Here is a 25738-nt window from a genome sequence, read left to right on the forward strand (position 1 = left end):
TGAAGTTAATTTGTGCTTGGAGTGGTTTTAATGCGGACACTTTAGTTCCAAGATAGCTGAACAGAGCATGTAAAAGTTCAAGGATATGCGACGAGGAAATGACGTATATGGTGCTATCGTCTCGGGCGACCATGAGTTCTATTCGACGAAAGCAGGCAATATCGTTAATAAGACCTTCCGTTCTTCATTTACGCACTTATTGCTGCTGAAAGACGGCATCTGGAAAATTGCACGCATCTACAGTTATGATCATCAGCGCGTAGTTGAGACGGAAAAGTAAATGCTACCTGATGCCTGTATCTATCCTGCTCCACTACGGCAATCAAGGTATATTCAACATTTGGGTTTCCGTAAATCGTTTTATCATACCTGCCTCAGTTCGGCAGACTCTGTGCATCTAAATCGTACGAGATTTGAGGGAAAAGTCAGAAGCATAATCCAGACTCGTTGCTGGTTTCAGCCTTGTGTTTGATGACGTTTTGAGAAATACTATTCGTGAGATGACTCCTATGGCACTTTCGTGTTGGTTTAATAGAGATTCGCACTTCTATCAAACTGGGTAATTTCTCTTTTTATGGATCAACGGTCAGATCAAACCGAAACTAATACAACCTATGACTCAACGCCTTGCCTCCTGCAGTTGTGGTCAGCTCACTGCGACAGTCACCGGTGAGCCGGTGCGTGTCTCGATTTGTCATTGCCTGGCTTGCCAGCGGCGTACTGGCAGCGTGTTTGGTCAGCAAGCCAGATTTTTGCGTACGCAAGTCGTCCTGTCCGGGGCATCGACGGTGTATGTGCGGGTAGCGGATGAGGGCGCGCATATACGCTTTCATTTTTGTCCCACTTGCGGAGCTACCGTCTATTATGAACCGCAAGGGTTGGAAGAATATCTCGCCATACCGGTCGGTGCATTTGCTGATCCGGCTTTTCCTGTTCCCCAATTTTCGGTGTATGAAGAACGCATGCATCACTGGGTGATTCCTCCTGCTGGGGCGGAGCATATACCCTGACTGGTTTTCCGCATCCGCGGAGCAGTGGTGCGAATGATTTGGGAGGCAATATGGGTGCGATGACTTTGGATGAACACTGCATCGTTCTGGATGCGAAGCTGACTGCCACGCCCGTGGCTCACACGCCAACGATGTACCAAGAGCTTGATGCGCGTTTTGCGCAATTCCAGGGATGTATGCTGCTTTCCCAGCATAGGTTTACCGAAGATTGGACCTGCTGGGAAATGCATCCGCATGGTGATGAAGTGTTGTATTTGCTGGCCGGGGCGGCGACTTTGTACCTCTTCGTGAACGGCACAACGCAGTGTGTGGAATTCCGGCAAACCGGCAGCGTACTGGTGATTCCTAAAGGTGTCTGGCATACCGCGAAAGTTGCAGCAGCTTGCACGATACTGTTCATCACACCGGGTGAGGGGACAGTCAATGGGCCAGACCCACGCGTGCAGAGTGGCCAGCAAGTTTTTTAATTTTTTCTGGCTATTTCAGGCTATATTTCGCGTGTTATTTATTTGTTTTTCAGATAATATTTCTCACCCCTAGGACTTACGCACAAATGTCCTGGTAAGGCATGGCGACGAAGGCAGTAGAACTTGTACGACAAGGAGCCATAACGCCGTTGGGGTGGTTTTGCATAAGTCCTGACCTGCATTCCCGTACCAGGTGCGCGGCAATGGTGGACATGAAAAGAAAACTTGAAAGGTGAATAGATATGACAAGTTCGACCAGGCGTGAAGCTGCGTTACGGTTACTGGAAACGACAGGCATGCGCAAATCCAGTTATGCGCCACCCGGCGTGCTTTTACTCTGGCGTCTGGGGATCGATTGTCCACCGCCCCATTTCGCCAGATTCTGGTCTTTGTTTGCACTGTCAGGTGTGTATTTCGGTATTTTTTTGGGGCTGTTGATGTGGCTGTTTAGTGCAGCAAGCAAGACGCTATTGCTGGCATCTTTACCGCTTGCGGCCTGTTTTGCCGGAGGCTTGTTTGGTCTGGGGATGGCGTTTTATTACGCATATGGCCGCAAAAAATATCAGCTACCGCTTTGGAACGAACTGCGTTGAGTCGCAACAGCGCCAGGCTGGAATCAAACGAATTAACACTGGCTTGATTCTGCACCTGTTTGCCCGCCCTGTGCGGCAATGACAAAAGGAGGATGTCCATCAATACGGACATCCTCCTTTGTTTTACTGACTTGCTTTATGCGAGGTCGAAGCGATCAAGTTGCATCACTTTGTTCCAGGCCGCGACGAATTCACGGATGAAGCGTCCCTGACCATCGCTGCTGCCATACACTTCAGCCAGCGCACGTAATTGTGAGTTGGAACCGAACACCAGATCGACCACGGTAGCAGTCCATTTCAATTCACCACTTTGACGATCACGGCCTTCCAATACACCCGCATTGGCAGATTGCTTCCAGCTGGTACGCATATCGAGCAGATTCACGAAGAAGTCATTGCTCAGTACGCCAGGACGTGAAGTCAATACACCGTGCAGGCTGCTGCCGGTATTCGTGCCTAACACACGCAAGCCACCAATCAGTACGGTCATTTCCGGTGCGGACAGGTTTAGCAACTGCGCTTTGTCGAGCAGGAGTTCTGCCGCGTGACCTGCCAGTCCGGATTTGACGAAATTGCGGAAACCATCAGCGGCTGGCTCCAGCACTGCGAACGAATCAACATCAGTTTGCTCCTGGCTCGCATCCATGCGGCCTGGTGTGAATGGCACCTGCACTGTTTCACCTGCCTGCTGTGCTGCGGCTTCTATGCCTGCGGCACCGGCCAGTACGATCAGATCGGCTAAGGACACTTGTTTGCCGCCAGTCTGTGCTACGTTGTAGGCTTGCTGTATCGCTTCCAGCTTGCCCAATACTTTTTGTAATTGCGCCGGTTGATTGGCTTCCCAGTTTTTCTGCGGCAGCAAACGGATGCGCGCACCATTGGCTCCACCACGTTTATCGCTGCCACGGAACGTGGAGGCGGAAGCCCAGGCGGTACTGACCAGTTCGCTGACCGACAAACCGGTCGCCAGTATCTGTGCTTTCAGGGCGGCGATATCCTGTGCATCGATCAGTGCATGCTGACGGACTGGAATCGGATCTTGCCAGATCAGGGTTTCTTGCGGCACCAGATGACCGAGGTAGCGGCTGACCGGTCCCATGTCTCGGTGGGTCAGCTTGAACCAGGCGCGGGCAAATGCGTCTGCCAGTTGCTCAGGATGTTGCAGGAAGCGACGGGAAATCGCTTCATACGCAGGATCGGCACGCAAGGCCAGATCGGCGGTGGTCATCATTGGTGCATGGAGCAATGCCGGGTCATGTGCATCCGGTACGGTGCTGCGGGCGGCCGCATCGGTCGGTGTCCATTGGTGGGCGCCCGCCGGGCTCTTCGTTAATTCCCATTCATAGCCGAACAGGGTTTCAAAATAGCCGTTATCCCATTGGATAGGATTCGGTGTCCATGCGCCTTCGATACCGCTGGTGATGGTGTGTACGCCTTTGCCGCTGCCGAAGCTGTTTTTCCAGCCCAGGCCTTGTTCTTCGATACCGGCGCCTTCCGGCTCAGCTCCTACCTGTGCTACATCGCCTGCACCATGGGCTTTACCGAAGGTGTGACCACCCGCAATCAGCGCGACGGTTTCTTCATCATTCATCGCCATACGGGCAAAGGTTTCGCGGATGTCGCGTGCCGAGGCGAGCGGATCTGGATTGCCGTTTGGGCCCTCCGGATTCACATAGATCAACCCCATCTGCACCGCTGCCAGTGGTTTTTCTAATTCGCGATCACCGCTATAACGTTGGTCTCCCAGCCATTTTCCTTCTGAACCCCAATAGATATCTTCTTCTGGCTCCCAGATGTCAGGGCGGCCACCGGCGAAACCAAAGGTTTTGAAGCCCATAGAATCGAGTGCAACATTGCCGGCCAGTATCATCAGATCGGCCCAGGAGATATGTTTGCCGTATTTCTGTTTGATCGGCCATAGCAAACGACGTGCTTTATCCAGATTGCCGTTATCCGGCCAGCTGTTGAGTGGCGCAAAACGCTGGGCCCCGGCACCGGCACCACCGCGACCATCGGTTACGCGATAGGTACCGGCGCTATGCCAGGCCATACGGATAAAGAAAGGACCATAGTGACCGTAATCGGCGGGCCACCAGTCTTGCGTATCGGTCATCAGCGCATGCAGGTCTTGCACCACGGCGTCCAGATCGAGTTGTTTGAAGGCTTCTGCGTAGTTAAAGTCCTCACCCATAGGATTGGCGCGCGCAGAGTGTTGATGCAGGATGCTGAGCTTGAGTTGATTTGGCCACCAGTCAGCATTAGAAGGGGCGCCGGCTACGGTTTGTTGGCGGGCGCTACCAGAAAAGGGGCACTTAGCTTCGTTCGACATTTTGTATCCTTTGGTGAGTTATTGTGTACTGCCAGAGTTATTCTAGAGATGTGCATGTTTTAGGTCTATTTGATTAAAAATATGATTTTGATTGATTTTTACTATTGGTTGGCATGGAGACCTGTGATGGGCACAGTCATGGGAATTTCAGACCGGGAAAAATACAGGACTTCGTTTTTTAAACAGCAGCACTTGATCAACAGGACTGGTAGCTCAGCGTATAAAAAACCGTGGTCTACGAACTGAGAAAACGCTATCACAAGGCTGCATCAGCGATTTGAAGCAGTGATGTTTTTACAGTGGTAGTGAAAATTTTTAACTGGTATGTATGCTTGTTGCGATAAACGGACATAATCTCTGGCCCTGAAGTCCATATCGAGGTATGGAATATTTTTTAAATGCAATAAATTTGTGAGTTTTTGTCAAGTCTGTTTTTTTATGTTACAGAATTGCGAAAATAGCGCCGATGCAAGGAAATATTTTCTTGTCACAAATTGGTGGGTCATGCCGCTCCGGATGTTGGCCAGACCCGCCAAAAGATAACCATCCAGTCGGGTCAGTGCTGTCCTGTATTCGGGGTTATCCAGTAAAAGTGCCTCGTTTGTGCAGTCCACCATGTACTGCACGATCAGGAGTAATGCAAAACCAGTGTATCACCGGTTTCTGTGGCTGATCTGTTAAGTACTGGAAGGTACAAAAACGGTGCCAGGTTCCACACAATTTGTTTGCGTTAGTTCTGACCATATTTTGAGATGAATATGTGGCAATTTGAGCACTTTGGAGGTTGTAGTATGTGGAAGCGTGTCGTTGCTTGCTTGTTGTCGATGTGCTGTATTTGTTGTGTGATACCGGCCTGGGCGATGACAGTCACTTTTTTAAATCCGGGTAAGTCTGATGAGATTTACTGGGTGAACGCCACGCAAAGTATGGAGGCTGCAGCGCGCAGCCTGGGTATACAACTGGAAGTGTTGTACGCCGAGCGTAATCATTTGCAAGTCTTGACTTTTGCGCGCCAGCTGGCCGCCAGACCCCGCTTCGCCCGTCCTGATTACGTCATTTTGTCCAATGACTATGCGACGGGTCCAGAATTGATACGCATACTGGACGCTGCGCATATCAAAACATTTTTATCTTTTAGCGGTATCTCTGACCAGAATGAACGTGCCCGTATGGGGGCGCCACGCAGTCTGTATCGGGGCTGGCTGGGAGGGCTGGAGCCGCAATCTGAAGATGCCGGTTATCTGACAGCGCAAGCCTTGATTGCTAAAGCGCGTGCTGCCAGACTGACTGCGCCTGACGGCAAGCTGCATATGCTGGTCATTGCAGGTGACCGCTCAACTACCTCATCACTCAAGCGTAATACAGGTATGCATCGTGCCGTGGGTGAGACGGCAGATGTCATCATCGATCAGGAAGTGTATGCGGAATGGAACCGGGCCAAGGCGCAGGAGCAGAGCCAGTGGCTGTATTTGCGTTACCCCCATGCGCGGCTGGTCTGGTCTGGTAATGATTTAATGGCCTTCGGTGCGATGGAAGCCTGGCGTGCCAAGGGGGGGAAACCCGGCAGCGATGCCTTATTCAGTGCCATCAATACCTCCGCAGAGGCCTTCACTGCGCTGGAGTCTGGCAGCCTGACTGCGTTGGCAGGCGGACATTTTGTCACGGGCGCATTTAGCCTGGTGATGTTATACGACTACCACAATGGAAAAGACTTCGCCGATGAAGGTATGGAATTAACCAAGTCTATGTTTATTTTATTCCCCAAAGAGGAACTGAGTCGTTTCCGTTTCATGTTTGGTGACATTAACTTCGCAAAAATGAATTTCCGTAAGTTCAGTAAAGTCTTGAATCCGTCCGTAAAAAAATATCACTTTAGTTTATCGCAATTAATGACACGGACTGGGGAAAGAAAATGAGTAACCGGGTCGTGGAGCCAATTTCAAGCTCATTGCTACGTCGTTTATTCAAGTGGCTCATACTTTGTATCCTGCTGTTCAGCAGTTTGCAGGCCTGGCTGAATTACCGCACGGTAGAGCGTAGTTTTAACATGATGATCAACGATGTGGCCGCCACGCATCTGCCTATGCTTTCGGTTGCGATCTGGGATATTGAACCACAGGCGATACAGAAGCAAATCAATCTGTTGCTTGAAAATTCGCATATCGCCTATGTCGTTATCCAGACCAGCACGGGCCAGCAATTTGTGGGCGGTGACGTCGAAAAAATTTTTAATGCAGAACGTATCGTCCGTTCTATTCCTGCTCCCGCAGAACAGAATGGTCATGTAGGCGTACTGGAGCTGGTGATCGATAAATCGGTATTGCGGCAGGAGATGATACGCAGCGGTCTGATGGTCTTGATCGAAGTCAGTGTGCTGGGTATTTTTATTCTGATGACGGTATCCACCATTTTACGCCGTGATCTGGAAACGCCCATGCGTCAGCTGGCAGAGTTTGTGCAAAATCTGCAGGCGAATCAATTGTCCGGACAGCCAGAGCCCGATCTGGAACCGCGCCACAGGTTGAGCGAAATCGGCTTGGTATTGGATGGTTTCCGCAGTATGCAAAACAGCATACAAAAACACATCCATCATCAGGATGAATTGGTACATGAGCGTACCCGGCAGCTGGAAAAAGCCATGGGGGCACTCAAAGAATTATCAGTCACTGATGGCCTGACTTCTTGTTATAACCGCCTGTTGTTCAACGAGCGTATGCCCGGTGAGCTGCAACGTGCGACACGCTATGAACGTGCTTTATCTGTGTTGTTCTGTGACATAGACTTTTTTAAATCGGTCAACGATCAGTATGGGCATTCTGTCGGTGATGCGGTGTTGGTCGCCTTCGCACAGACCCTGAAGCGGGAAATACGTACGGATGTAGACTGGCTGGTGCGTTATGGTGGCGAAGAATTTCTGGTGATTTTGCCTGAAACGGACTTACACGCTGCACTGGAAGTGGCTGAACGTATGCGGGTGGCAGTGCAAAATGAGTTGTCTGTGTTACTTCTGGATGGCAAGCTGTTGCGCATTACGGCCAGCTTTGGAGTGGCGCAGAAGCAGGACAAGGATAGCGTGGAAAGTCTGGTTCAACGAGCCGATCAATGGTTGTATTTTTCTAAAACCAATGGCCGCAATCAGGTGCAGCCGCGTTTGGACGAACACTGAGCGCACCGGCTTTGCCTGATCACAATGCGATTTATCGCAAAATGTGATAAGTTCCGTTTTATGAAATCTTTCTCCTGGCGCACTGTGATCTTAGTCTGGCTGACGCTGCTGCTTCCCTTACAAGGGCTTGCTGCGGTCAGCACATGGTATTGCGTCCAGAATAAAAATCTGCAACACAGTGTTAAGCCGCAGTCAGCTGAAGCGGATTCTCATTGTGAGCCAATGCAAGCGCGTAAACAGACTGACGCGGCTGATCAGTCCGGGTACGCTGCTTCTGACAGCACACCGTCCACTGATGCGCATCTGCAAAAACAAGTGCAGGCGGATCACTGCCAGGGTAAATCCCTGTGCTGTGTCGCGGCGCTGATGCCAGCTGCCAGTTTGAATACCCCAGGCCTGACCGTGACACGCATAGCAGCGGCAGCGCCTTTGCCCGCCTATCATTCAGCCGAATCCGCATTGCCTGAACGTCCTCCCCGGTTTTAAGTTAAAGCTCAGCGCACAGTCGCTGACGCATGTGTAGTCTGGTTTCAGCAATCGCAGGCTGACATCAGTTCGCATGCCGGTTTGCGCCCTGCGCTTCATGGCAGTGGGGCGCGTGATATCAGCTTTTTGAACTGGGATTGTATGTTTTCTCCTTACCGTTTTTCTCTCCTCGCGCTGCCGCTGTTGACGGCAGGATGCGCAGGATTTTCTATCGATCAGTCGACCACAGAACTGAATCGCCAATTTCCACAGCAGACTCAGGGTGAGTTGCAACTGGCGCGCGACAGCAGTCAGGCACAGGCGCTGCGTCAGCAGGCTGATGCTTTGTTGATGGCGCCACTGAGCCAGCACGATGCAGTCCGGCTCGCCTTGTGGAACAGCCCCGCCATCCAGTCCTGGCTGGCGCAACATTGGGGCGATGGTGCCCGTCTGGCGCAACAGGGCCGGATTGCCAATCCATTGCTGAATCTGGAACGCAGCCAGCTCGCCGGTGAACTGGAAATTGCCCGCAGCCTGAGCCTGGGCTTGTTGGATTTATTGAGCCTGCCACGTCGTCAGCAAGTCAGTGTGGCGCAATTACAGCAGGCACAATTGCAGTTCAGTCAGCAAGTGCTGCAACACATCACTCAATTGCGGCTGGCCTGGATACGCGCAGTCGCTGCGCAGCAAAGTCTGGAGTACGCCCAACAAGTCAACGAGGCTGCGGAAGCGGGAGCAGAGCTCGCGCGCAGAATGCGTACCGCAGGTAACTTCAGCGCTTTGCAGTCCGCACGTCAGCAAAGCTTTTCCGCCGATGCGACCGCCAGACTGGCACAAGCCAGGCAGGCGCAACTGGCCAGTCGTGAGGCATTGGTGCGCTTGCTGGGTCTGAATGCAGAGCAAGCACAACTTTTGCAATTGCCCGCACATCTGCCCGATTTGCCCGCCCAGCCTTTAGCTGCAGAGCAGGTCGCCAGCCAGTTGCCGCAGAACCGGCTGGATGTGCGTATCGCTGCGGCCGCACTGCAAACCGCGGCGCAACGCCAAGGCTTGCAGTTGCTGCAGGGATGGACCGATATCGAACTCAGTGTGAAGCGCGATACCGTGTTTGCCGCAGCAACTGACGGTGCGGCGGCGGGGCGGGTAAAGCGCGGGCTGGGTCTGAGCATCAGTTTGCCTTTCTTCGATCAGGGGCAGTTACAACGTGATGCGATGCGTGCTGATACGCTGGCTGCCAGCTACCAGTTGGAGAACAGTCTGCGTCAGGCAGCTTCGCAGCTCCGTGAAAGCTATGCGGTTTACCACAGCAATTACGAGATCGCACGCCATCATCGCGATGTGGTGCTGCCTTTGAAGCGTCAGATTGCTGAGCAAAACACGCTGCGCTATAACGGTATGCTGATCAGCGTGTTTGAATTGCTGGGTAGCAGTCGCGAACAGATAGAAGGCGTATTGGCGACGATACAGGCGAATCAGCAATTCTGGATTGCGGACGCGGAACTGCAGGCCAGTTTGCTGGGCGCGGCCAGCCCAACTGTACTGCGTCCTGCGAGCCTTGTTGCAACGCCGTCCGAAGTGGCGCATTAATTAATTAGACGTCACTGAATTGCCAGATACATCGATGCGACCGGCTGTAGTCGCCAGTCGCGATCAGAAAATTGACACGACTAAGAACCCAGAGATGCGTGGCAGTGGGCGGTCCATTGATGACAGCCATGCCTATGCCTCAGTCAGAAAGAAATACGATGAACTCAAGAAGATCTTTTTTTAAAGCAGCCAGTATGGCAAGTATCGCCGGTGGCGCGCTGGCAGCCAGCGCAGTCAGCCGGGTAGCACTGGCGGGATTGCCGGAAGTGGTCAGTCAGAACAGCGCGGCCTCCATGCCGCCGCTATTGCCACCGAATGGGCGTCCTTACCGTCCCGTCATGACGCTGAATGGCTGGACACTGCCCTGGCGTATGAATCAGGGGGTAAAGGAATTTCACCTGATCGCTGAACCCGTGGTACGTGAAATGGCACCCGGTATGAAAGCACATCTGTGGGGCTATAACGGACAAAGTCCGGGGCCAACCATTGAAGTGGTGGAGGGTGACCGGGTCAGGATATTTGTGACCAACCGCCTGCCCGAACACACCAGTGTGCATTGGCATGGACAACGCTTGCCGAATGGTATGGATGGCGTCTCCGGACTGACTCAGCCTGCTATTCAGCCTGGAAAAACCATGGTCTATGAATTTGTGGCGCGCCGTCCCGGCAGTTTCATGTATCACCCGCATGCTGACGAAATGACGCAGATGGCGATGGGCATGATGGGGGCCTGGATCACGCATCCGAAGCAGGCTCACCCGCTGATTGCCGAAGCGGACCGCGACTTTGTCTTTTTACTTAATGCTTTTGATATTGAACCGGGCGCATCGCGACCCACTATCTCCACCATGACGGACTTTAATCTGTGGTGCTGGAACAGCCGGGTATTCCCTGGCATAGACAGTCTGGCTGTGCGTCAGAATGACAGAGTGCGCATACGCGTCGGCAATCTCACGATGACCAATCATCCGATACATATTCATGGCCATGAATTTACGGTGACCGGTACCGATGGCGGCCCTATACCGAAAACTGCGCGCTGGCCCGAAGTGACTACCGATATCGCAGTCGGCCAGATGCGCCAGATTGAGCTGATTGCTGATGAAGAAGGCGACTGGGCTTTTCACTGCCATAAAAGCCACCACACCATGAATGCGATGGGCCACAATCTGCCATCGATGATCGGTGTCGATCAAAGCGGTGTGGCAGAAAAAATTCAACGCCTGATTCCGGCTTACATGAGCATGGGGGACAAGGGCATGGCGGATATGGGCATGATGGAGATGCCTTTGCCTGACAATACGTTGCCGATGATGACGGGGGAGGGGCCGTTTGGCGGGCTGGAGATGGGCGGTATGTTTAGCGTGATGAAAGTACGCAAACAGCAAAAGCCGGGCGACTATACCGATCCCGGCTGGTTTGCGCATCCAGCCGGTACCCAGGCTTGGGAATATACCGGGGAGTTGCCTGAGGCTTTACGCGCACCGCCGCCAGCCAGCGGTTCTGCACACAGTATGCACGGCAAGGAAGTCGAAGTGCAGGTGGTGAAACCGCAAGGCCACGGCGGACATGGCGGCCATCAAGGACATTAAGTGCAGTAAGGACTTTATGTATCCAGCAGCTGAAAACGCAGCTGCGTCTTCAGGGGCGCTTGGTCCCTAGCTGCGCTGCGGTAGAGACGATCTGGGCCTGCGTCCAGTGGCGTGTAATCCAGATCGTCAATGCACTGCCGCTCAGGGTTTTTTGCCATACGCCAGCCTGTGGCAGCTGTTGCGATAAATGCGCAGAAGCGATGCGCCAGGCAAAGCTGGTCACGGCTGGCGGCGCATCCTGACCAGTGGCGGAAAACAGATAGCTGACCGGATTCAGTTGTACCTCGTCGGCTGGCATCTGAAAGCCAGCCTGCGCCCATTGTGCAGCCTGCTGCTCCTGGCTCAGCAGCGTACTGCTGGGTTGCGGCATGGCTGACAGTTCGCGCAAACCGTAATAATACAAACCCCAGGGCAGCGCCAGACCAACGCTGGCACAGAACAGGGTGATGGCGAGCAGGGTGTTACGCAGGAAGTGAGATTTCATCGTGTTCATTTCAATGACATATGCGGCTGCTGTATGGGTTGTTGTGCGGGTTGCCGCGCTAAATACTGCGCCCAGGCGGCAGTAGCACTTTCCCAGAAAATATGGAGATCACGCACAGCTGGCGACATCTGTAAGCCCAGAAAGCGTGCTGCAGGCAGTAATGCCTCCTGCAATACATCATTGTCGCCACGATCAAAGGCCAGTGCGCCGGTTTGCTTGGATAATTTTTCTCCATCCGCATTGGTCACGACCGGCACATGCAGATAAGCAGGTCTTGGCAAGCCGAGTAACTGTTGCAGATAACACTGGCGCGCGGTCGAATCGAGCAAATCCGCGCCGCGTACCACATGGCTGATGCCCTGCTCCGCATCATCGACCGCCACTGCCAGTTGATATGCCCAGAAACCATCGGCGCGCTTCAGCACAAAATCACCGACTTCGCTAGCCAGATCCTGAGTCTGTGCCCCCAGTAAACGGTCTTCAAACTGAAAGACTGCAGCCTCACCATCTGGTACCCGCAAACGCCAGGCACGTGGCGCTTTCCCTGGTGCCAGTCCAGTGCGGCAAGTGCCTGGATAAATCTGGCTGGCGGTGCTGCCGGCACGCAGTCGCGAATCGGCAATTTCTTTGCGGGAGCAGGCACAGGGATAGACTTGCGCCGCCAGTTGTTTCAGTGCCTGTTCATACAGCGGCTGGCGCTGGCTTTGCCAGCTGACGTCGCCATCCCAATGCATGCCGCAGCGTTGTAATGAATTCAGGATGTGGCGATCTGCGTCTGCCACATTGCGGTCAAAATCCAGGTCTTCTATGCGTAACAGCCAGCGTCCCTGATGTGCTCTGGCATCCAGATAGCTGGCCATCGCAGCGACCAGTGAACCCAGATGCAACGGGCCGGTCGGCGAGGGCGCAAAGCGTCCGGTATAGCCAGGTGTGGGGCTGACGATGTTGGTGGACGTGGCCGATGTGACGCAGGTGTCAGATGCCACCGGAGTGCTATTAAAAACAGACATGTTCAGCGATGCCTTATTCTTTGTGCTTATCCATCAGGCGGCTTTGCACCTGTGGATCACTTAATTTTTGTAAAAACCATTGCAAGGCCTTGCCCTTATTCGCGCTGCGCCAGACGATGCGGTTATTGCCCGCCGGACGGTGGGCGCTGGTCTGTTTTTCGACCAGACTACCCTGATCCAGATAGGGTTGAGCCAGCCGTCGCGGCAGATGACCGCAGCCGAGCCCGGCCAGTTGCGCAGCCAGTTTAGCCTGTATCGATGGGACCGTCAGTGTATCCTGACCGCGCAGCACGCCGGCCGACATGCTGGGCAAGGTCAGACCGGTATCGCCAACGACGACCGCGCGATAGGTTTGCAGGGTTTCCGGCATCAGCGGTTCCGGCAAGCTGGCCAGCGGATGGGAAGGCGCAACGGCAAACACCCAGTCCAGATTGCCCAGCAAACGGCTTTGAAACTCCGCCTGAGTACGGAAGGCATCGGGCCCCTCGTAGGCGGCACCAATGGCCAGATCTGCACGTCCTGTCACCATCGCTTCCCATACACCGGACAATACTTCCTGACTGATGCGCAGGCGGGTACCACAACCCTGTAGTTCAAATTCCTGCAGTAAGGGGATCAGGTCTTCAAAACGGATCACGCCATCGAGCACGATGCGGAATTCGGCTTCCCAGCCGGAGGCGGTACGCTTGACCCGGTTTTCCAGCTCTTGTGCCGCATTCAATAAATGACGGCCCTGTTGCAGCAATTCTGCACCGGCTTCGGTCAGTTGTGCCTTATGCCCGCGCCGGTCAAACAGCAACACATCCAGATCTTCTTCCAGTTTACGTATGCTATAAGTGATCGCAGAGGGGACTTTGTCGAGCGCCGCCGCGGCCGCTGCAAAGCTGCCTTTACGCGCAATCGCGTCCAGTATTTGTAAGGCTTCCAGCGTCAGGTTCATGCTTGTTCAAAAAATTTGAATAAAGTCGATAAAATTTACACCTTATATTCGATAACATCAATATGTATAGTGTGGTTTCTGACATCAAAATATTTGAACGGGGGGCGCTATGCTTATTCGCAGAACATCAAAAGAACGTGGCTATGCAGAGCATGGCTGGCTGAAGTCGTACCATAGCTTTTCCTTTGCTGAATATTACGATCCTCAGCACATGGGCTTTGGTCCGCTGCGTGTGATCAATGATGACTGGATCGCTCCCGGCATGGGCTTTGGTACCCATCCGCATCAGGACATGGAAATCATTACCTATGTGCTGGAAGGCGCGATTGCGCACAAAGACAGCATGGGCAATGGCAGCACCATTCGTCCGGGTAATGTGCAATATATGAGTGCCGGTACCGGTGTGCGTCATTCCGAATTTAATCCGGACACAGCGCACCACACACGCTTGCTGCAAATCTGGATACAGCCTGATGTATTGCGTCAGCCACCGCGTTATCAGGAACAGCAATTTAGCCGTGAAGAAAAGTTAGGCCGTCTGCGCGTGGTCGCGTCGCCGGATGGTGCGGAGGGTTCGATTGCGATACGGCAGAACGCAACGCTCGCGATAGGCGTATTTGAAGCTGGTCACAGTCTGGAGCAGGCCATTGCAGCGGGGCGGCTGGTGTATGTGCATCTGGCACGCGGCAGCCTGACCGTGAATGGTATCAGCATGCAGGAAGGTGATGCGTTGATGTTGCAGGATGAAGCTATACTGAGTTTGTCTGAAGGTCAGGACGCCGAAGTGCTGGTATTTGATTTGCCACGTTAAGCCCGGGCGGCAGCGCCGCCTGGTTTATTTTCTCGTTGAAGGAGATACACATGAGTAAAGTAGCTATCGTTTTTCATTCCGGTTATGGCCATACCACCAAAGCAGCGCAAGCCGTCGAAGCGGGCGCGGCAGCGGCAGGGGCGCAGACTGAGCTGATACAGATCAGCGCTGAAGGCAGCATTAATGACGCGCAGTGGGCCAGCCTGGCAGCCGCTGACGCGATCGTGTTCGGCTCACCGACCTATATGGGAACGGTTTCCTGGCAATTTAAAAAATTTGCCGATGCCAGTTCCAAACAATGGTTCACCCAGCAATGGAAAGACAAAATCGCAGCTGGTTTCACCAATTCCGCGACCATGAATGGCGACAAACTGTCGACCTTGCATACTCTGTTCACGTTGGCACAACAGCATTCCATGATCTGGGTTGGTACTGGCCTGATGCCTGCTAACAGCAAGGCAGCACAGCGTAATGACATCAATTTTGTCGGCAGCTTTGCCGGTCTGATGACCCAGTCGCCCTCCGATGCCAGCCCGGACGAAGGCCCATTACCGGGCGATCTGGAAACGGCAAAGCTGTTTGGTCAGCGTATCGCTCAAGTGGCACAGCGTTTCAATCCATAAGCGGGTCTGATGAGCACCACCGCTGGCAAGCAGCCGGCGGTGGTTTCAGTTTGCTGTGTTCAGTCTGCGCGCACCAGCAGTACCTGAGGTGGTGAAGGCAATTGCTGCATAAATTTTTCTACCGATTCCACACTCACGGTATCGATCTGTCCCGCCATACGGCGTTCAAACGGATGGTCGTCGAAACTCACATTGGCGCGGAACATGCGAGCACCAAGCCGTGTCATACTGGATAGTCGCAAGTTCTGGGGCTGATAGCGCCGGGCTTTGAGCCAGTCCTGCGCCTGCTGCCGGGTTTGGATCGCCGGGTCGCTGGCTGCAGCGAGTACTTCCAGTCCCCACTGATTCGAATTCTGATAGCGTGTCGCGAAAGCGAAAGCCAGCATATTGTAGGAGGCTTCGTGCAACTGTCTGGCATGACCGGATGTGATCTGTTCCGCCAAGGCGTTTTGCAGTTCCGCTGACGGTATCAGTAACAGACTTTCAAAACGGTGCATATCATCCAGAAAAAAATTACCTAGCCCTTCGTGATATAAGGCGGAGTTTGCCGTGCCACAGTCATTGAGTTCGTGCATGACAGACCAGCGGCCTTCGGGCAATTTGCGGATGATGCCCAGATGGGAAAAACGCAGCTGATATGCCGATAAATCCTGACCCGCACGTGCGATCAGCGCCACTTGTGCGCCGCTGCTCTCCAGTGTTTGCCTGACCTTTTCAGCAAATTCCAGCGCTTGCATGGTTTTGGCAGGATCGTAGGCAGGTGGCTCGCAAGGGCGGCCCGCATGGGCAGGCTGGCTCAGTAGCATCAAACAGCTCAATAAGCTCAGCAAGCTCAGCAAACTCCATGCGCTGAAGTGACGCGCTCTTGTTGAGCTGCTCAGTGGAGGCGCAGCTATTTGTTTCATGTCAGCCTCCTGCTCAGGCACGTTGGTGGTGTAACAGGGCTTTGCCCGCTTCATTCGGGATGAAGGCGATCGCCTTGCCGGATGCGATCAGTAAATAGCCGGTGCTGACTGCACTCAGTTCCAGCACGCTGCCTGCCACCAGCGAGGTTTTTTCCAGTGCTTTGCCCGACAATTCGATGACAGTTGTGCTGGCCTGACCGGAAGCTTTAAGCACCACAGAGATGCCGTTGGCGCTGCCTTCTACAGCAGTGACGACTAACTGGCCGGAACCTGCGAGTGCTGATGCGCTGCCCAGTACCACGACACCCATTCCCAGCGAAATTGCTTCTGATCCTTTGGCTGAGCCGCAGGACAGACAGGGATCAGCCGCATACGCGACAGCACCGCTGCTCAGTAAGGCGGCCAGCAAGCCGTTCCGTATGAAACGGCGTAGCTTAGTCGTCGATGAGGATGGGGATGGTGTGTGCATGATCTGTCTCCTGTTGTTTGGGGTAGGGACAGCATACTAGGCACGCGCTTGCATTCCAGTGTTGAATCCAGAGTCGCATGACCTGTGCACAGAAGTAGCAACTTGTGCGACCTTGCACCTAAAAAAATGGCTGCACCGCGGGGTCGCAGGTGCAGCCATTTTTCAGGTTAAGCACTGCCCAGTACTTACCAGAGTTTGACGCGCTGTTCCGGTGGCAGGTACATCTTGTCGCCGGGTTTGACTTCGAATGAAGTATAGAAATCCGGATGGTTGCGCAGGCTGCCGTTGACGCGGAATTCGCCGGGTGAATGCGGATCGGTCTTGATCAGCACCAGTGCCCGCGATTCACGTGCCTTGAAGCGGCGTGCCTGAGCCAGCCCAAAGAACAGACGCTGCTCCGCAGTCCAGCCATCGATCACCGGTGCCGGTTTGCCACCCAGCGATAAGTGATAGGCTTTGACCGCCATGATCAGACCGGCATTGTCTGCGATGTTTTCACCCAGAGTCAGCTGACCATTGAGGAAATTGCCGGGTACCGGTGCGTAGCCATTGTATTGTTCGACCAGGATTTTGGTCCGCGCATTGAATTTTTCACGGTCTTCTTTGGTCCACCAGTCGCGCAGATTGCCGTCGCCATCGTATTGCGAGCCGGAGTCATCAAACGCATGGCTGATTTCGTGGCCGATAGAAATGCCGAGTGCGCCGTAATTGAAGGCATCTTCGGCATCGACATTGAACAGCGGTGCTTGCAGACGTGCTGCCGGGAATACGATTTCATTCATTTCTGGGCTGTAGTAGGCATTCACCGTTTGTGGTGTCATATGCCAGACGCTACGGTCTACCGGTTTGCCCAGGCGTGCAAATTCACGCGCATGATCGGCCTGACGGATGCGTTTGAGATTGCCAGTCAGATCGTCCGGCAAAATGCGTACCGCACTGTAGTCGCGCCATTGCTCAGGATAGCCTACCTTGACGCTGATTTTGCTGAGTTTGATCTGCGCCTGCTTCTTGGTTTCCGGGCTCATCCAGTCCAGTTCCTCTATGCTGGCTTTGAATGCAGCGAGGAAGTTTGCCACCATTTTTTCTGTTCTGGCCTTAGTTTCTGGTGCGAAATAACGCTGTACATACAATTTGCCTACGGCCTCGCCCAGCATCTGATCAGTCAGTGCCACTGCACGTTTTTCAGCCGAACGGTTTTCTTTGATACCGCTCAGGAAGGTGCCACGGAAGGCAAAGTTCTCATCGATAAAGGCTTGCGACAGATGCGGGCTGTAGGTGTTCAGCAATTGCCAGCGTAAGTAAGCCTTCCAGCTTGCGAGACTGTGTTTGTTGAGCACAGTGTTCAGACCGCGCAGATAGCTCGGTTGTTGCACCAGCACTTGCTGCAGGCCAGCACCAGCGTGACTGGCTTTCAGATAGCTGGCCCAGTCTAAGGATGGTGTCAACGCGCGCAGTTCAGCCAGGCTCAGCTTATTGTAGGTGCGCACAGGATCGCGGTTTTCCACATTGCTCCATTGGATAGCAGCGAGATCTGTCTCCAATGCCAGTATCGCCTGCGCATGTGCATCGGCCTCTGCGTCACCAGACAGTTGCAGGATTTTGCTGACATGGCTCAGGTAGCGGCTACTGATTTCCTGGTTGCGTACTTCATCCTGTTTCAGATAATAATCGCGGTTAGGCAAGCCCAGACCGGATTGACCCAGCGTCAAAATATATTGTGTTGATAGGCGGCTGTCTTGCTCTACGCTGGCGTGGAAAGGCGTAGTCACGCCGATTTGTTGCAGATGGGCGAACAGGCTGGCGAGTTCGCGCAGGTTTTTCAGCGCGTCGATTTTTTTGAAGTCGGCGGCTAAAGGATGCCAGCCAAGCTGATTGAGTCTGTCCTGATTCACTACGCTGTTATACAAATCGCCGATTTTTTGCAGATTCGCGTCGGTAGCGGCAGCACCGTTTTTACTCGCGGCGCTGAGTGCAGCCTGCTGTATCAGACCGCGCAACTGGGTTTGCACCTCTTCACGCGCCTGGGTAAATGCACCCCAGTCAGAGCGGTCGGACGGGATCGCAGTGTTCTTGAGCCAGCTGCCTTGTGCATGGCGGAAAAAGTCATCCTGCGGTCTGACTGCCGGATCGGACTGGCTACGGTCGACGCCGGAGCCGGTTGCCGTTCCGGCGTTGGTCTGGCTGGCGCTCGCTACTGTGTGTTCATGCGCATGACTGATGCCGGTTGACAGACTCATCAAGCTGAGTGCCAGGGTAGTGAGTAACAAAGGTTTCATAGCAAGGATTAGAGTTAAGCGCTTATCTGTCGCGATAAAATAGGCAACAGGAATTCAGCAGGAAAGTGAGCAACGATAGGTGGACGATTCAGCACCATCAGCAGACCTGTTGTGCCTGCATAAAGTTCCCGATGGACTTACTTTTGTTGCAGCGTATCCTGAGCCGCATCATTTGTTGTCCTATGTTCGCCGGGCATAGCCATCAGAATGAAAAAACGCACACCTGCAGTGACAGGGATGAGTTTTTTGCGTCAAATCAGCACTAAGGCTGCAGCCGATTCAGGCGGTACACTGAAGCGGGTTCAGGCCTGAGCCGGTGCGTCTTCGCGGCGCGCTTTTTGGCAATGCGGACAAGACACGCCAGCGATATACCAGGGAGATAATTGCTCACGTGGTGTGACCACGGCACGGCAGGCAAAGCATTGTTTGGTGTCGGTCGCTTCCAGCTGAGGATTGAGCGCAGTGCGGTAATCGAATACGAAGCAATCGCCGTGATAATGATCACCACCGACTTCTTCAAAGTATTTCAGGATACCGCCCTCAAGCTGATATACGCTGTTGAAACCCACATTCTGCATATGGATTGCTGCTTTTTCACAGCGGATACCGCCGGTGCAGAAGGTCACGACGGTTTTGTCGTTCAGTTCATCACGGTGCTCTGCTATGACTTGCGGGAATTCTGTGAACTTGGTGATGCGGTAGTCGATAGTGTTATCGAAGCTGCCTACATCGACTTCAAAGTCATTGCGGGTATCAACCATCACAACGGGTTTGCCATTATCGTCATGGCCCTGATCCAGCCAGCGTTTCAACGTATGTGCATCGACCGATGGCGCGCGACCTTCTTCCGGTTTGATCAGCGGCATGCGCATGGTGATGATTTCTGCTTTCAGCTTAACCAGCAATTTAGTGAAAGGCTGACGATCAGAAAAACTCTCTTTGGCGACCACGTCGGAGAAACGCGGGTCCGCATGCAGCCAGTCCATGTAGGCATCAATTTCATGGCGCAGGCCGGCCAGGAACATATTGATTCCTTCCGGCGTCAGCAGCACGGTGCCTTTCAGATTCAGCGCATTACATGTATCGATAAATTCCTGACGCTTTTCAGCCGTGTCATTGAACGTGATAAATTTGTAAGCAGAGATATTGACGTAAGGCGTCTCTGGGGACAGGGTGGCAACAGGCATAATAAGGTGATATCGGAGATTCAATGAAGGATGACTCAGTCTACTGACTAAGTCTTTGATTTAGCTGCATTATAGTTGAATTCCTTACTGCTGGCAGGCCTGTTCCGGAAGCCCTGCCTTGCACTGTCAGGTCTGGTCGCTGCTGAGCAGCATATCGATATGCGGTATGTCATCCTCCAGATACAGTTCCGACACTTGCACGAAACCAAAACTGCCATAAAATTTTTCCAGATATGCCTGCGCACCGATGCGTATGGCGGCTTGCGGATAAATCTCGCGCAGCGCACTGATGCCGCGCGTGAGCAGTTCACGGCCTATGCCACTGCCGCGCCAGCTGGCGCTGCTGAGCACGCGACCCAGCGAGGCTTCGGCAAAACTGAGGCCGGGCGGTACGATGCGTAAATAAGCAGCCAGTTGCTGCTGGCTGTCCCAGGCCATCAGATGATGCGACAGCGGGTCCTTGTGATCAATGTCCTGATACACACAATTTTGTTCAAGCACAAATACGGCGCTACGCGCCGCATAGATACTATGCAACTGATGTACGCTAAGTTCTGCAAACGGCAGGCATTGCCATTGCAAAGTTGCAGGCTGTTGGCTGGATGCGGATGGCTGATTCATACGATATTCGGTGTCCTGAGTAGTAGGGGCGTACTGCTTACATCTGCCGGAACAGATGCGCATAGACGCGGCTGACACTGAGTTTATCATCGCTGTCGCGCAGTTTCAGCGTGACTTTGCCAGACTCGTCACGCTGCGCCAGGCTGACCTGACGGATGTTAACCACGGTGCTGCGATGGATCTGCCAGAACAGGCTGCTGTCCAGTTGCGGCAGCAGTTCACGCAGGCTGCTGCGTATCAGCGAGGAATGTTCACGGGTGACGACGTTGATGTATTTATCGGTCGCTTCGAAATACAGCACATCTTCTATCGGGATCATGCGGACATTGTTACCGACCGCAGCCCGTATCACGTGTAGTTTTTCAGCGTTGCTGGCTGGGGTGGTCGCGGGCAGCGCTGGCGTTGCTAAGCCTGCACTGTGCTGCGCTGGCAGCAGATTGCGTAACTGACCCAGTACCCGCTCCAGTTCGTCACCTGCATTGTCAGCGGCTTTGCTTTGTAAGCGAGTCTGCAGCCTTTGTATGGTTTTTTGCAGGCGTTCTTCGCTGACCGGCTTCAATACATAGTCTGAAGCAGAGTGTTCAAAAGCTTGCACTGCGTATTCATCGTAGGCAGTCACATACACGATCAGCGGAAAGGCTTGTTGCTCCGGCCATTCTTCAGCCAGTTCCTGCGCTACTTCCAGTCCGGTTTTCCCCGGCATTTTGATATCGAGGAACAGGATATCCGGCTGCGCTTCCAATGCCAGTTGCACGGCTTGCACCCCGTTTTCCGCAAGCTGACAAATCTCCAGTTCCGGCCACAGTTTATTCAGCATACGCTGCAGTGTCAGGGCGAGTATCGGTTCATCTTCGGCGATGAGGGCGCGTCTTTGCTGGCTCATAGTTTTTCTGGTGTTTGCGTAGATAAAGGGAGAGTGATGATGGCTACCGTACCATCCGGTGTATTCGGTCCCAGGCTGAATGCGGCTTGCGGGCCGAAAATGGCCTGCAAGCGTTCACGGATATTGTTGTTGCCCAGGCCGTGACCATCGGCCGCGTTGGTGCTGCGTTCTGCGTAGTCAAACGCCAGTCCCAGACCGGTATCAGCAACCCGCAGCTCCAGTTTGTCTGCGTGCCGCGCTGCGCTGATATGCAGGCTGCCGCCTTCGAGCTTGGGCTCCAGCCCATGTTTGATCGCATTTTCCGCCAGCGGTTGCAGCAGCATAGGCGGGATAGACATCTGTGCCAGTTCTGCGGGTAAATCGAGTTGGTACTGTAAGCGTTTCCCCATGCGTATAGCGAGCAAATCCAGATAAGCACGCAGCAGGCTGAATTCGTTTTGCAAGGTGGTGCTTTTTGCGCGTGAGGCGCTCAGCGTGGCGCGCAGATAAGTGATCAGCTGAGCCAGCATATGTTGGGCACGTTCAGGATCGAGCGCAATCAGACCCTGCAGATTGGCCAGGGTGTTAAATAGCATATGGGGTTCAATCTGTGCTTGTAGCACCTGTAACTGTGCCTGCATGGCTTGCCGCTCTATCGCGGCAGAGCGCGCTTTCTCAGCTTCCGCTGCGGCGGTCAGCTCGGTGATTCGGATCCTGTTCCACAGCGACCAGGCGGCTACGGTACTCACGACACCGCTCAGGATGACAAAGCCTTGTACATAACGCCATTGCATAGCGAGTACATTTTGCACAGGATAGCCATACAGGAATGCCGCCAGCAGCGTGCCGCAGAAAAAACCGATAGGTGCCAGTACGATGCAGGTCAGATAAAAAGCCAGAGTTTTCGGATTTTGATTTGGCCAGATCAGGATTCTGGCAGTACGTATCAGGATATAACAGCAAAATCCTATGCAGTTAGAAAACACCCAGTTTTCCAACAGGCTGCTGCTATGGCGCATGACATACGTCACCAGTACGGTGCAGATGACATTGATGATCAGGATGAAAGGCAGTTCGCGCAGGATTTTTATTGCCGATGTACCTGAGACCGCAATGCGTACCTGTTGCCAGTAAGTGGTGTTTGTCGTGGATGGATGACTCATAGTCTGCCCGGATCAAGGTGAGCTGTGATGGATAAGGGGAGAGTGTATGCGCTTGCTGCTGCCTGTGCCATAGACTTGCGACCAAAGGCAGCAGGCGTTCGCGAAGCAATCAGGCGATGGCGTCAACTGCATTTCAAATTTCAATGCGCTGCGCCCGATTGCAATCCTGTCAGATGACTTTTTGTGCACGCAGCTCAGCGATGTGCGCCGCGTCATAGTGCAGGATATCGCTCAAAATCTGCTCCGTATGCTGACCCAGCAGTGGCGGTGCATTGCGATAGCTGACCGGTGTGGCGGACAGCTTCATCGGACTCGCTACCAGTGGCGCGCTGCCAGCGCTGGGGTGGGGCAAGCTGATTTGCATCTGGCGCGCCTTGACCTGGGGATCGTCAAATACTTCATTGAGGCGGTTAATCGGACCACACGGCACGCCAGCTTGCTCCAGCAGTGTGATCCATTCCTGCTTGGTTTTCAGTTTGACCATTTCAGCCAGCAGCGGTATCAGTTGCTCACGGTGTTGCACCCGCGCTGGATTGCTGCTGAAGCGCGCATCGTCAGCGAGTTCGGGACGGCCGCCGATTTGCACAAATTTTTTATACTGACTGTCGTTACCCGCTGCAACAATGATGTGTCCATCTGAAGTAGCGAAGGTTTGGTAGGGCACAATATTGGCGTGCGCATTGCCCCAGCGTTGAGGTGCGACGCCGGTGGTCAGGTAATTCATATTCATATTGGCCAGCATCGCCACCTGGACATCGAGTAAGGCCATGTCGATATACTGGCCTTCACCAGTCCGGTCTCGGTGACTCAGTGCTGCCATCACCGCGATGGTGGCATACATGCCTGTCATCAGATCGGCAATCGCAACACCGGCTTTTTGCGGCCCGCCACCGGGTTGATCATCACGCTCGCCGGTCAGCGACATGAACCCGCCCATGCCCTGCACAATGAAATCATAGCCAGCACGTGCCGCATATGGACCTTCCTGACCAAAACCCGTGATGGAGCAATAGATCAGATCGGGTTTGATTTGTTTGAGAGAGTTGTAATCCAGTCCGTATTTGGCGAGCTGACCGACCTTGTAGTTTTCCAGCACCACGTCAGATTGTGCTGCCAGCTCACGGATAATTTGCTGGCCTTGCGCTGTTGCGATATCGACAGTGATGGCGAGTTTGCCGCGATTCGCGGTCAGATAGTAAGCGGCTTCTGAGGTGTTTGCTCCATCCTCATCACGCAGATACGGCGGTCCCCAGCTACGCGTATCATCGCCCGCGCCGGGGCGTTCGACTTTAATTACTTCCGCCCCTAAATCGGCCAGATTCTGGGCGCACCATGGACCCGCTAAAACACGGGTCAGATCGAGTACGCGTAAATGTCCTAATGCAGTTTTTGTTGAAGTTGTTGCTGTCTCCGGGCTCATCCTGGTTTATCCTGTTATGAATTCTTCTCGTTATTTTATGTGGGCTGGCGCAAAGCTGTTCACACGATTGGCTGGCCGCGCTGCATGGCTATCATACAACGCAGCCCGGTTATCGTTGATTCGAGTGCCCGCTTAGTTTCAAGTAAAGCTGCTGATCTCCCATCTTGCTGCAAATGAAGGAAAACAACCATGTGGCCTTATCCTAAAGTGTTGGCACATCGCGGTGCGGGTAAGCTGGCGCCGGAAAATACCCTGGCGGCCTTGCGCTGCGGGCTGGCACTGGGGTTTCATGCGGTCGAATTTGACGTGATGTTATCAAAGGATAGCGTCCCTGTGCTGATGCATGATCCTGAATTTGGACGTACTGTGGCGGGAAGTGGACTGGTCGCCGGGACGAATGCAGCAGATTTACAGGAGATGGACGCTGGCAGTTGGTTTGATGTCCGCTTTCGCGGCGAGCCGGTACCCAGCTACGAACAAGTCATCCATTTTTGTCGCGGACACCAGATTTGGATGAATACCGAAATCAAACCCAGTCCTGGCCATGACGAAGCGACCGGACGCATTGTGGCCGAACTGAGTGCAGCTTGCTTTGCAGATGTGGTCAGCGGCGACCCGGCACGGCTGCCCTTGCTCTCTTCATTTTCGATGACTGCATTGCGTGCTGCCAAGCGAGCGGCACCGCAAATCCCGCGTGCTTTGCTGCTGGATAACCCACATCCTGATTGGAAATCGATGTTACAGGAACTGAGTGCAGTTGCCCTGCATGTGAACCACAAACACCTGAGCCAGGAATGGGCTGCCGAGATAAAAAATGCGGGTTATGGTTTGTTTTGCTACACGGTCAATGAGCCAGAACGCGCACACGAACTGCTACGCTGGGGCGTGGATGCATTTTGCACTGATTATCCGGACCGGATTCCTGCCGATTTCTAAGCAGACCCTGTTTCAGGCTGGTTGGTCGATTATCGATAACATGAAGCTTGCTGTTCTGGGCGGGCTTTTTTCATCCTGATACAGTGTGCATAGTCTGCTACGCCTTGTTACACGCACATACAAAACCCTGTCAGCGGGGAATCCGTCTGGCCGTTATACAGCTAAGAATATCAGCGACACACTCATCACGCTGCATTCCCAGATCGCAGCTCAATACTTTGTTGAGCCTTATCTCTACCGACCAAGACAGGAGTCACAATGAAAGCGCATCCATTTGCAGTATTAGCCCTGATCAGCCTGTTTGCTGCACCGGCTTTTGCACAAAACACCAATACCCCGAAAATCGATCAGCGTCAGGTGCGTCAGGAAAAACGTATTGCGCAAGGTGTCAGCAGCGGTGAACTGACCGCCAAAGAAACGGCGAATCTGGAAAAGCGTGAAGCGAAAATCGAGGCCGACAAGCAAGCCGCAAAAGCCGATGGCGTCGTAACTAAGCAGGAGCGTACCAAACTCAGGCATGAAGAAGATGTTGCCAGCCGTCGCATAGAACAGAAAAAGCACAATGCTCGCAAAGTGACGCCCTGATACACGGACTTTCCAGTTTGAAGCGGCTGGCATCTTACCTGCTGACTGTCCTGAGGGGTTAGATCTGGGCATAGCTGGATACGAACCAAGGTTTAAGAAAAACCAGCGCGATGAACTGCACCCCAAAAGTTGGACACCCGTCCATACTTTTGGGGTGTTTTCATGAGTAAATATACAAAGCAATTCAAAGTACAGGTTGTTGAGTACTATCTGCAGGAGAACGCTGGCTGCGCTCTG

The 25738-nt window shown here is 53.5% G+C and carries 25 protein-coding genes; 13 read left to right on the forward strand and 12 right to left on the reverse strand.

The annotated features are described in order from the left end of the window. Positions 1 to 85: 85 nt before the first annotated feature. The 4 genes from H8K47_RS10365 (at position 86) to H8K47_RS10380 (ending at position 2070) form a co-directional block, all read left to right on the forward strand. Positions 86 to 280 (forward strand): hypothetical protein, encoded by a 195-nt coding sequence (locus tag H8K47_RS10365; RefSeq protein ID WP_186881323.1) that lies wholly within the window; start codon positions 86 to 88, stop codon positions 278 to 280. 334 nt (positions 281 to 614) lie between these two features. Next, positions 615 to 1010: a GFA family protein gene (locus H8K47_RS10370; protein WP_186881324.1), complete on the forward strand. Its 396-nt coding sequence runs from the start codon at positions 615 to 617 to the stop codon at positions 1008 to 1010. 50 nt (positions 1011 to 1060) lie between these two features. Continuing rightward, on the forward strand, positions 1061 to 1477 hold the full coding sequence (locus H8K47_RS10375; RefSeq protein ID WP_186881325.1) for a cupin domain-containing protein: 417 nt from the start codon (positions 1061 to 1063) through the stop codon (positions 1475 to 1477). A 242-nt stretch (positions 1478 to 1719) separates the two neighbouring features. Next, on the forward strand, positions 1720 to 2070 hold the full coding sequence (locus H8K47_RS10380) for a DUF6404 family protein (RefSeq protein ID WP_186881326.1): 351 nt from the start codon (positions 1720 to 1722) through the stop codon (positions 2068 to 2070). A gap of 136 nt (positions 2071 to 2206) precedes the next feature. On the opposite strand, the gene katG is transcribed toward H8K47_RS10380, so the two are convergent. Then, entirely contained in the window at positions 2207 to 4399 is a 2193-nt protein-coding gene (katG, locus tag H8K47_RS10385; RefSeq protein WP_186881327.1) for a catalase/peroxidase HPI, read from the reverse strand. Positions 4400 to 5259: 860 nt separating this feature from the next. Between katG and H8K47_RS10390 the strand changes: the two genes are divergently transcribed. The 5 genes from H8K47_RS10390 to H8K47_RS10410 all read left to right on the forward strand — a co-directional run bounded on the left by H8K47_RS10390 (position 5260) and on the right by H8K47_RS10410 (position 11209). Further along, positions 5260 to 6315 carry an ABC transporter substrate-binding protein gene (locus H8K47_RS10390; protein ID WP_230410191.1) on the forward strand — a complete coding sequence of 352 codons (1056 nt, stop codon included), beginning with the start codon at positions 5260 to 5262 and terminating at the stop codon, positions 6313 to 6315. Beyond that, positions 6312 to 7565 carry a GGDEF domain-containing protein gene (locus H8K47_RS10395; RefSeq protein WP_186881328.1) on the forward strand — a complete coding sequence of 418 codons (1254 nt, stop codon included), beginning with the start codon at positions 6312 to 6314 and terminating at the stop codon, positions 7563 to 7565. Before H8K47_RS10390 ends, H8K47_RS10395 begins: the two co-directional genes overlap by 4 nt. 222 nt (positions 7566 to 7787) lie before the next feature. Further along, positions 7788 to 8051 carry a hypothetical protein gene (locus H8K47_RS10400; protein WP_186881329.1) on the forward strand — a complete coding sequence of 88 codons (264 nt, stop codon included), beginning with the start codon at positions 7788 to 7790 and terminating at the stop codon, positions 8049 to 8051. A 141-nt stretch (positions 8052 to 8192) separates the two neighbouring features. Continuing rightward, positions 8193 to 9617, forward strand: a complete 1425-nt coding sequence (locus H8K47_RS10405; RefSeq protein ID WP_186881330.1) for a TolC family protein — start codon at positions 8193 to 8195, stop codon at positions 9615 to 9617. A 158-nt stretch (positions 9618 to 9775) separates the two neighbouring features. Continuing rightward, complete coding sequence (locus H8K47_RS10410) at positions 9776 to 11209, forward strand: multicopper oxidase family protein (RefSeq protein WP_186881331.1); 1434 nt, start codon at positions 9776 to 9778, stop codon at positions 11207 to 11209. A gap of 49 nt (positions 11210 to 11258) precedes the next feature. On the opposite strand, the gene H8K47_RS10415 is transcribed toward H8K47_RS10410, so the two are convergent. The 3 genes from H8K47_RS10415 to H8K47_RS10425 are packed head-to-tail and all read right to left on the reverse strand — an operon-like array spanning position 11259 to position 13643. Continuing rightward, positions 11259 to 11693, reverse strand: coding sequence for a hypothetical protein (locus H8K47_RS10415; protein WP_186881332.1), 435 nt, complete (start codon positions 11691 to 11693; stop codon positions 11259 to 11261). A gap of 5 nt (positions 11694 to 11698) precedes the next feature. Then, positions 11699 to 12703, reverse strand: a complete 1005-nt coding sequence (gene gluQRS, locus H8K47_RS10420) for a tRNA glutamyl-Q(34) synthetase GluQRS (RefSeq protein WP_186881333.1) — start codon at positions 12701 to 12703, stop codon at positions 11699 to 11701. 13 nt (positions 12704 to 12716) lie between these two features. Beyond that, a complete protein-coding gene (locus H8K47_RS10425; protein ID WP_186881334.1) occupies positions 12717 to 13643 on the reverse strand; it encodes a LysR family transcriptional regulator in 927 nt (308 codons plus the stop codon). A 109-nt stretch (positions 13644 to 13752) separates the two neighbouring features. Here H8K47_RS10425 and H8K47_RS10430 point away from each other — a divergent pair, with 109 nt between their 5' ends. Both H8K47_RS10430 and H8K47_RS10435 read left to right on the forward strand, forming a co-directional pair. Further along, on the forward strand, positions 13753 to 14454 hold the full coding sequence (locus H8K47_RS10430) for a pirin family protein (RefSeq protein ID WP_186881335.1): 702 nt from the start codon (positions 13753 to 13755) through the stop codon (positions 14452 to 14454). 50 nt (positions 14455 to 14504) lie between these two features. Beyond that, entirely contained in the window at positions 14505 to 15077 is a 573-nt protein-coding gene (locus H8K47_RS10435) for a flavodoxin family protein (RefSeq protein ID WP_186881336.1), read from the forward strand. Positions 15078 to 15136: 59 nt separating this feature from the next. Here the strand turns inward: H8K47_RS10435 and H8K47_RS10440 are convergent, their stop codons facing one another. The 8 genes from H8K47_RS10440 to H8K47_RS10475 form a co-directional block, all read right to left on the reverse strand. After that, complete coding sequence (locus H8K47_RS10440; RefSeq protein ID WP_186881337.1) at positions 15137 to 15982, reverse strand: DUF2145 domain-containing protein; 846 nt, start codon at positions 15980 to 15982, stop codon at positions 15137 to 15139. Between the two features lie 13 nt (positions 15983 to 15995). Then, positions 15996 to 16451, reverse strand: a complete 456-nt coding sequence (locus tag H8K47_RS10445; RefSeq protein WP_186881338.1) for a hypothetical protein — start codon at positions 16449 to 16451, stop codon at positions 15996 to 15998. A 185-nt stretch (positions 16452 to 16636) separates the two neighbouring features. Continuing rightward, positions 16637 to 18727 (reverse strand): M13 family metallopeptidase, encoded by a 2091-nt coding sequence (locus H8K47_RS10450; protein ID WP_186881339.1) that lies wholly within the window; start codon positions 18725 to 18727, stop codon positions 16637 to 16639. Positions 18728 to 19029: 302 nt separating this feature from the next. Beyond that, positions 19030 to 19914 carry a sulfurtransferase gene (locus H8K47_RS10455; protein WP_186881340.1) on the reverse strand — a complete coding sequence of 295 codons (885 nt, stop codon included), beginning with the start codon at positions 19912 to 19914 and terminating at the stop codon, positions 19030 to 19032. 126 nt (positions 19915 to 20040) lie between these two features. After that, complete coding sequence (locus H8K47_RS10460; protein WP_186881341.1) at positions 20041 to 20535, reverse strand: GNAT family N-acetyltransferase; 495 nt, start codon at positions 20533 to 20535, stop codon at positions 20041 to 20043. A gap of 37 nt (positions 20536 to 20572) precedes the next feature. After that, complete coding sequence (locus H8K47_RS10465) at positions 20573 to 21418, reverse strand: LytR/AlgR family response regulator transcription factor (protein ID WP_186881342.1); 846 nt, start codon at positions 21416 to 21418, stop codon at positions 20573 to 20575. Beyond that, positions 21415 to 22560, reverse strand: coding sequence for a sensor histidine kinase (locus H8K47_RS10470; protein WP_186881343.1), 1146 nt, complete (start codon positions 22558 to 22560; stop codon positions 21415 to 21417). The genes H8K47_RS10465 and H8K47_RS10470 overlap by 4 nt, the downstream gene beginning before the upstream one ends. A gap of 169 nt (positions 22561 to 22729) precedes the next feature. After that, positions 22730 to 23980, reverse strand: a complete 1251-nt coding sequence (locus H8K47_RS10475) for a CaiB/BaiF CoA transferase family protein (protein ID WP_186881344.1) — start codon at positions 23978 to 23980, stop codon at positions 22730 to 22732. Between the two features lie 189 nt (positions 23981 to 24169). On the opposite strand from H8K47_RS10475, the gene ugpQ reads away from it, so the two are divergent. Both ugpQ and H8K47_RS10485 read left to right on the forward strand, forming a co-directional pair. After that, complete coding sequence (gene ugpQ / locus H8K47_RS10480; protein WP_186881345.1) at positions 24170 to 24916, forward strand: glycerophosphodiester phosphodiesterase; 747 nt, start codon at positions 24170 to 24172, stop codon at positions 24914 to 24916. 258 nt (positions 24917 to 25174) lie between these two features. Further along, positions 25175 to 25501, forward strand: coding sequence for a hypothetical protein (locus H8K47_RS10485; protein ID WP_212681201.1), 327 nt, complete (start codon positions 25175 to 25177; stop codon positions 25499 to 25501). Positions 25502 to 25738 lie beyond the last annotated feature (237 nt).

It is taken from the genome of Cognatundibacterium rugosum, from assembly GCF_014284365.1.
GTDB lineage: Bacteria > Pseudomonadota > Gammaproteobacteria > Burkholderiales > Burkholderiaceae_D > Undibacterium > Undibacterium rugosum.

Bases quoted from the DNA above. Each gene is read 5' to 3' on its own strand.
- H8K47_RS10365 (WP_186881323.1), top strand. From the start codon at position 86: ATGCGACGAGGAAATGACGTATATGGTGCTATCGTCTCGGGCGACCAT.
- H8K47_RS10370 (WP_186881324.1), top strand. From the start codon at position 615: ATGACTCAACGCCTTGCCTCCTGCAGTTGTGGTCAGCTCACTGCGACA.
- H8K47_RS10375 (WP_186881325.1), top strand. From the start codon at position 1,061: ATGGGTGCGATGACTTTGGATGAACACTGCATCGTTCTGGATGCGAAG.
- H8K47_RS10380 (WP_186881326.1), top strand. From the start codon at position 1,720: ATGACAAGTTCGACCAGGCGTGAAGCTGCGTTACGGTTACTGGAAACG.
- katG (WP_186881327.1), bottom strand. From the start codon at position 4,399: ATGTCGAACGAAGCTAAGTGCCCCTTTTCTGGTAGCGCCCGCCAACAA.
- H8K47_RS10390 (WP_230410191.1), top strand. From the start codon at position 5,260: ATGACAGTCACTTTTTTAAATCCGGGTAAGTCTGATGAGATTTACTGG.
- H8K47_RS10395 (WP_186881328.1), top strand. From the start codon at position 6,312: ATGAGTAACCGGGTCGTGGAGCCAATTTCAAGCTCATTGCTACGTCGT.
- H8K47_RS10400 (WP_186881329.1), top strand. From the start codon at position 7,788: ATGCAAGCGCGTAAACAGACTGACGCGGCTGATCAGTCCGGGTACGCT.
- H8K47_RS10405 (WP_186881330.1), top strand. From the start codon at position 8,193: ATGTTTTCTCCTTACCGTTTTTCTCTCCTCGCGCTGCCGCTGTTGACG.
- H8K47_RS10410 (WP_186881331.1), top strand. From the start codon at position 9,776: ATGAACTCAAGAAGATCTTTTTTTAAAGCAGCCAGTATGGCAAGTATC.
- H8K47_RS10415 (WP_186881332.1), bottom strand. From the start codon at position 11,693: ATGAAATCTCACTTCCTGCGTAACACCCTGCTCGCCATCACCCTGTTC.
- gluQRS (WP_186881333.1), bottom strand. From the start codon at position 12,703: ATGTCTGTTTTTAATAGCACTCCGGTGGCATCTGACACCTGCGTCACA.
- H8K47_RS10425 (WP_186881334.1), bottom strand. From the start codon at position 13,643: ATGAACCTGACGCTGGAAGCCTTACAAATACTGGACGCGATTGCGCGT.
- H8K47_RS10430 (WP_186881335.1), top strand. From the start codon at position 13,753: ATGCTTATTCGCAGAACATCAAAAGAACGTGGCTATGCAGAGCATGGC.
- H8K47_RS10435 (WP_186881336.1), top strand. From the start codon at position 14,505: ATGAGTAAAGTAGCTATCGTTTTTCATTCCGGTTATGGCCATACCACC.
- H8K47_RS10440 (WP_186881337.1), bottom strand. From the start codon at position 15,982: ATGAAACAAATAGCTGCGCCTCCACTGAGCAGCTCAACAAGAGCGCGT.
- H8K47_RS10445 (WP_186881338.1), bottom strand. From the start codon at position 16,451: ATGCACACACCATCCCCATCCTCATCGACGACTAAGCTACGCCGTTTC.
- H8K47_RS10450 (WP_186881339.1), bottom strand. From the start codon at position 18,727: ATGAAACCTTTGTTACTCACTACCCTGGCACTCAGCTTGATGAGTCTG.
- H8K47_RS10455 (WP_186881340.1), bottom strand. From the start codon at position 19,914: ATGCCTGTTGCCACCCTGTCCCCAGAGACGCCTTACGTCAATATCTCT.
- H8K47_RS10460 (WP_186881341.1), bottom strand. From the start codon at position 20,535: ATGAATCAGCCATCCGCATCCAGCCAACAGCCTGCAACTTTGCAATGG.
- H8K47_RS10465 (WP_186881342.1), bottom strand. From the start codon at position 21,418: ATGAGCCAGCAAAGACGCGCCCTCATCGCCGAAGATGAACCGATACTC.
- H8K47_RS10470 (WP_186881343.1), bottom strand. From the start codon at position 22,560: ATGAGTCATCCATCCACGACAAACACCACTTACTGGCAACAGGTACGC.
- H8K47_RS10475 (WP_186881344.1), bottom strand. From the start codon at position 23,980: ATGAGCCCGGAGACAGCAACAACTTCAACAAAAACTGCATTAGGACAT.
- ugpQ (WP_186881345.1), top strand. From the start codon at position 24,170: ATGTGGCCTTATCCTAAAGTGTTGGCACATCGCGGTGCGGGTAAGCTG.
- H8K47_RS10485 (WP_212681201.1), top strand. From the start codon at position 25,175: ATGAAAGCGCATCCATTTGCAGTATTAGCCCTGATCAGCCTGTTTGCT.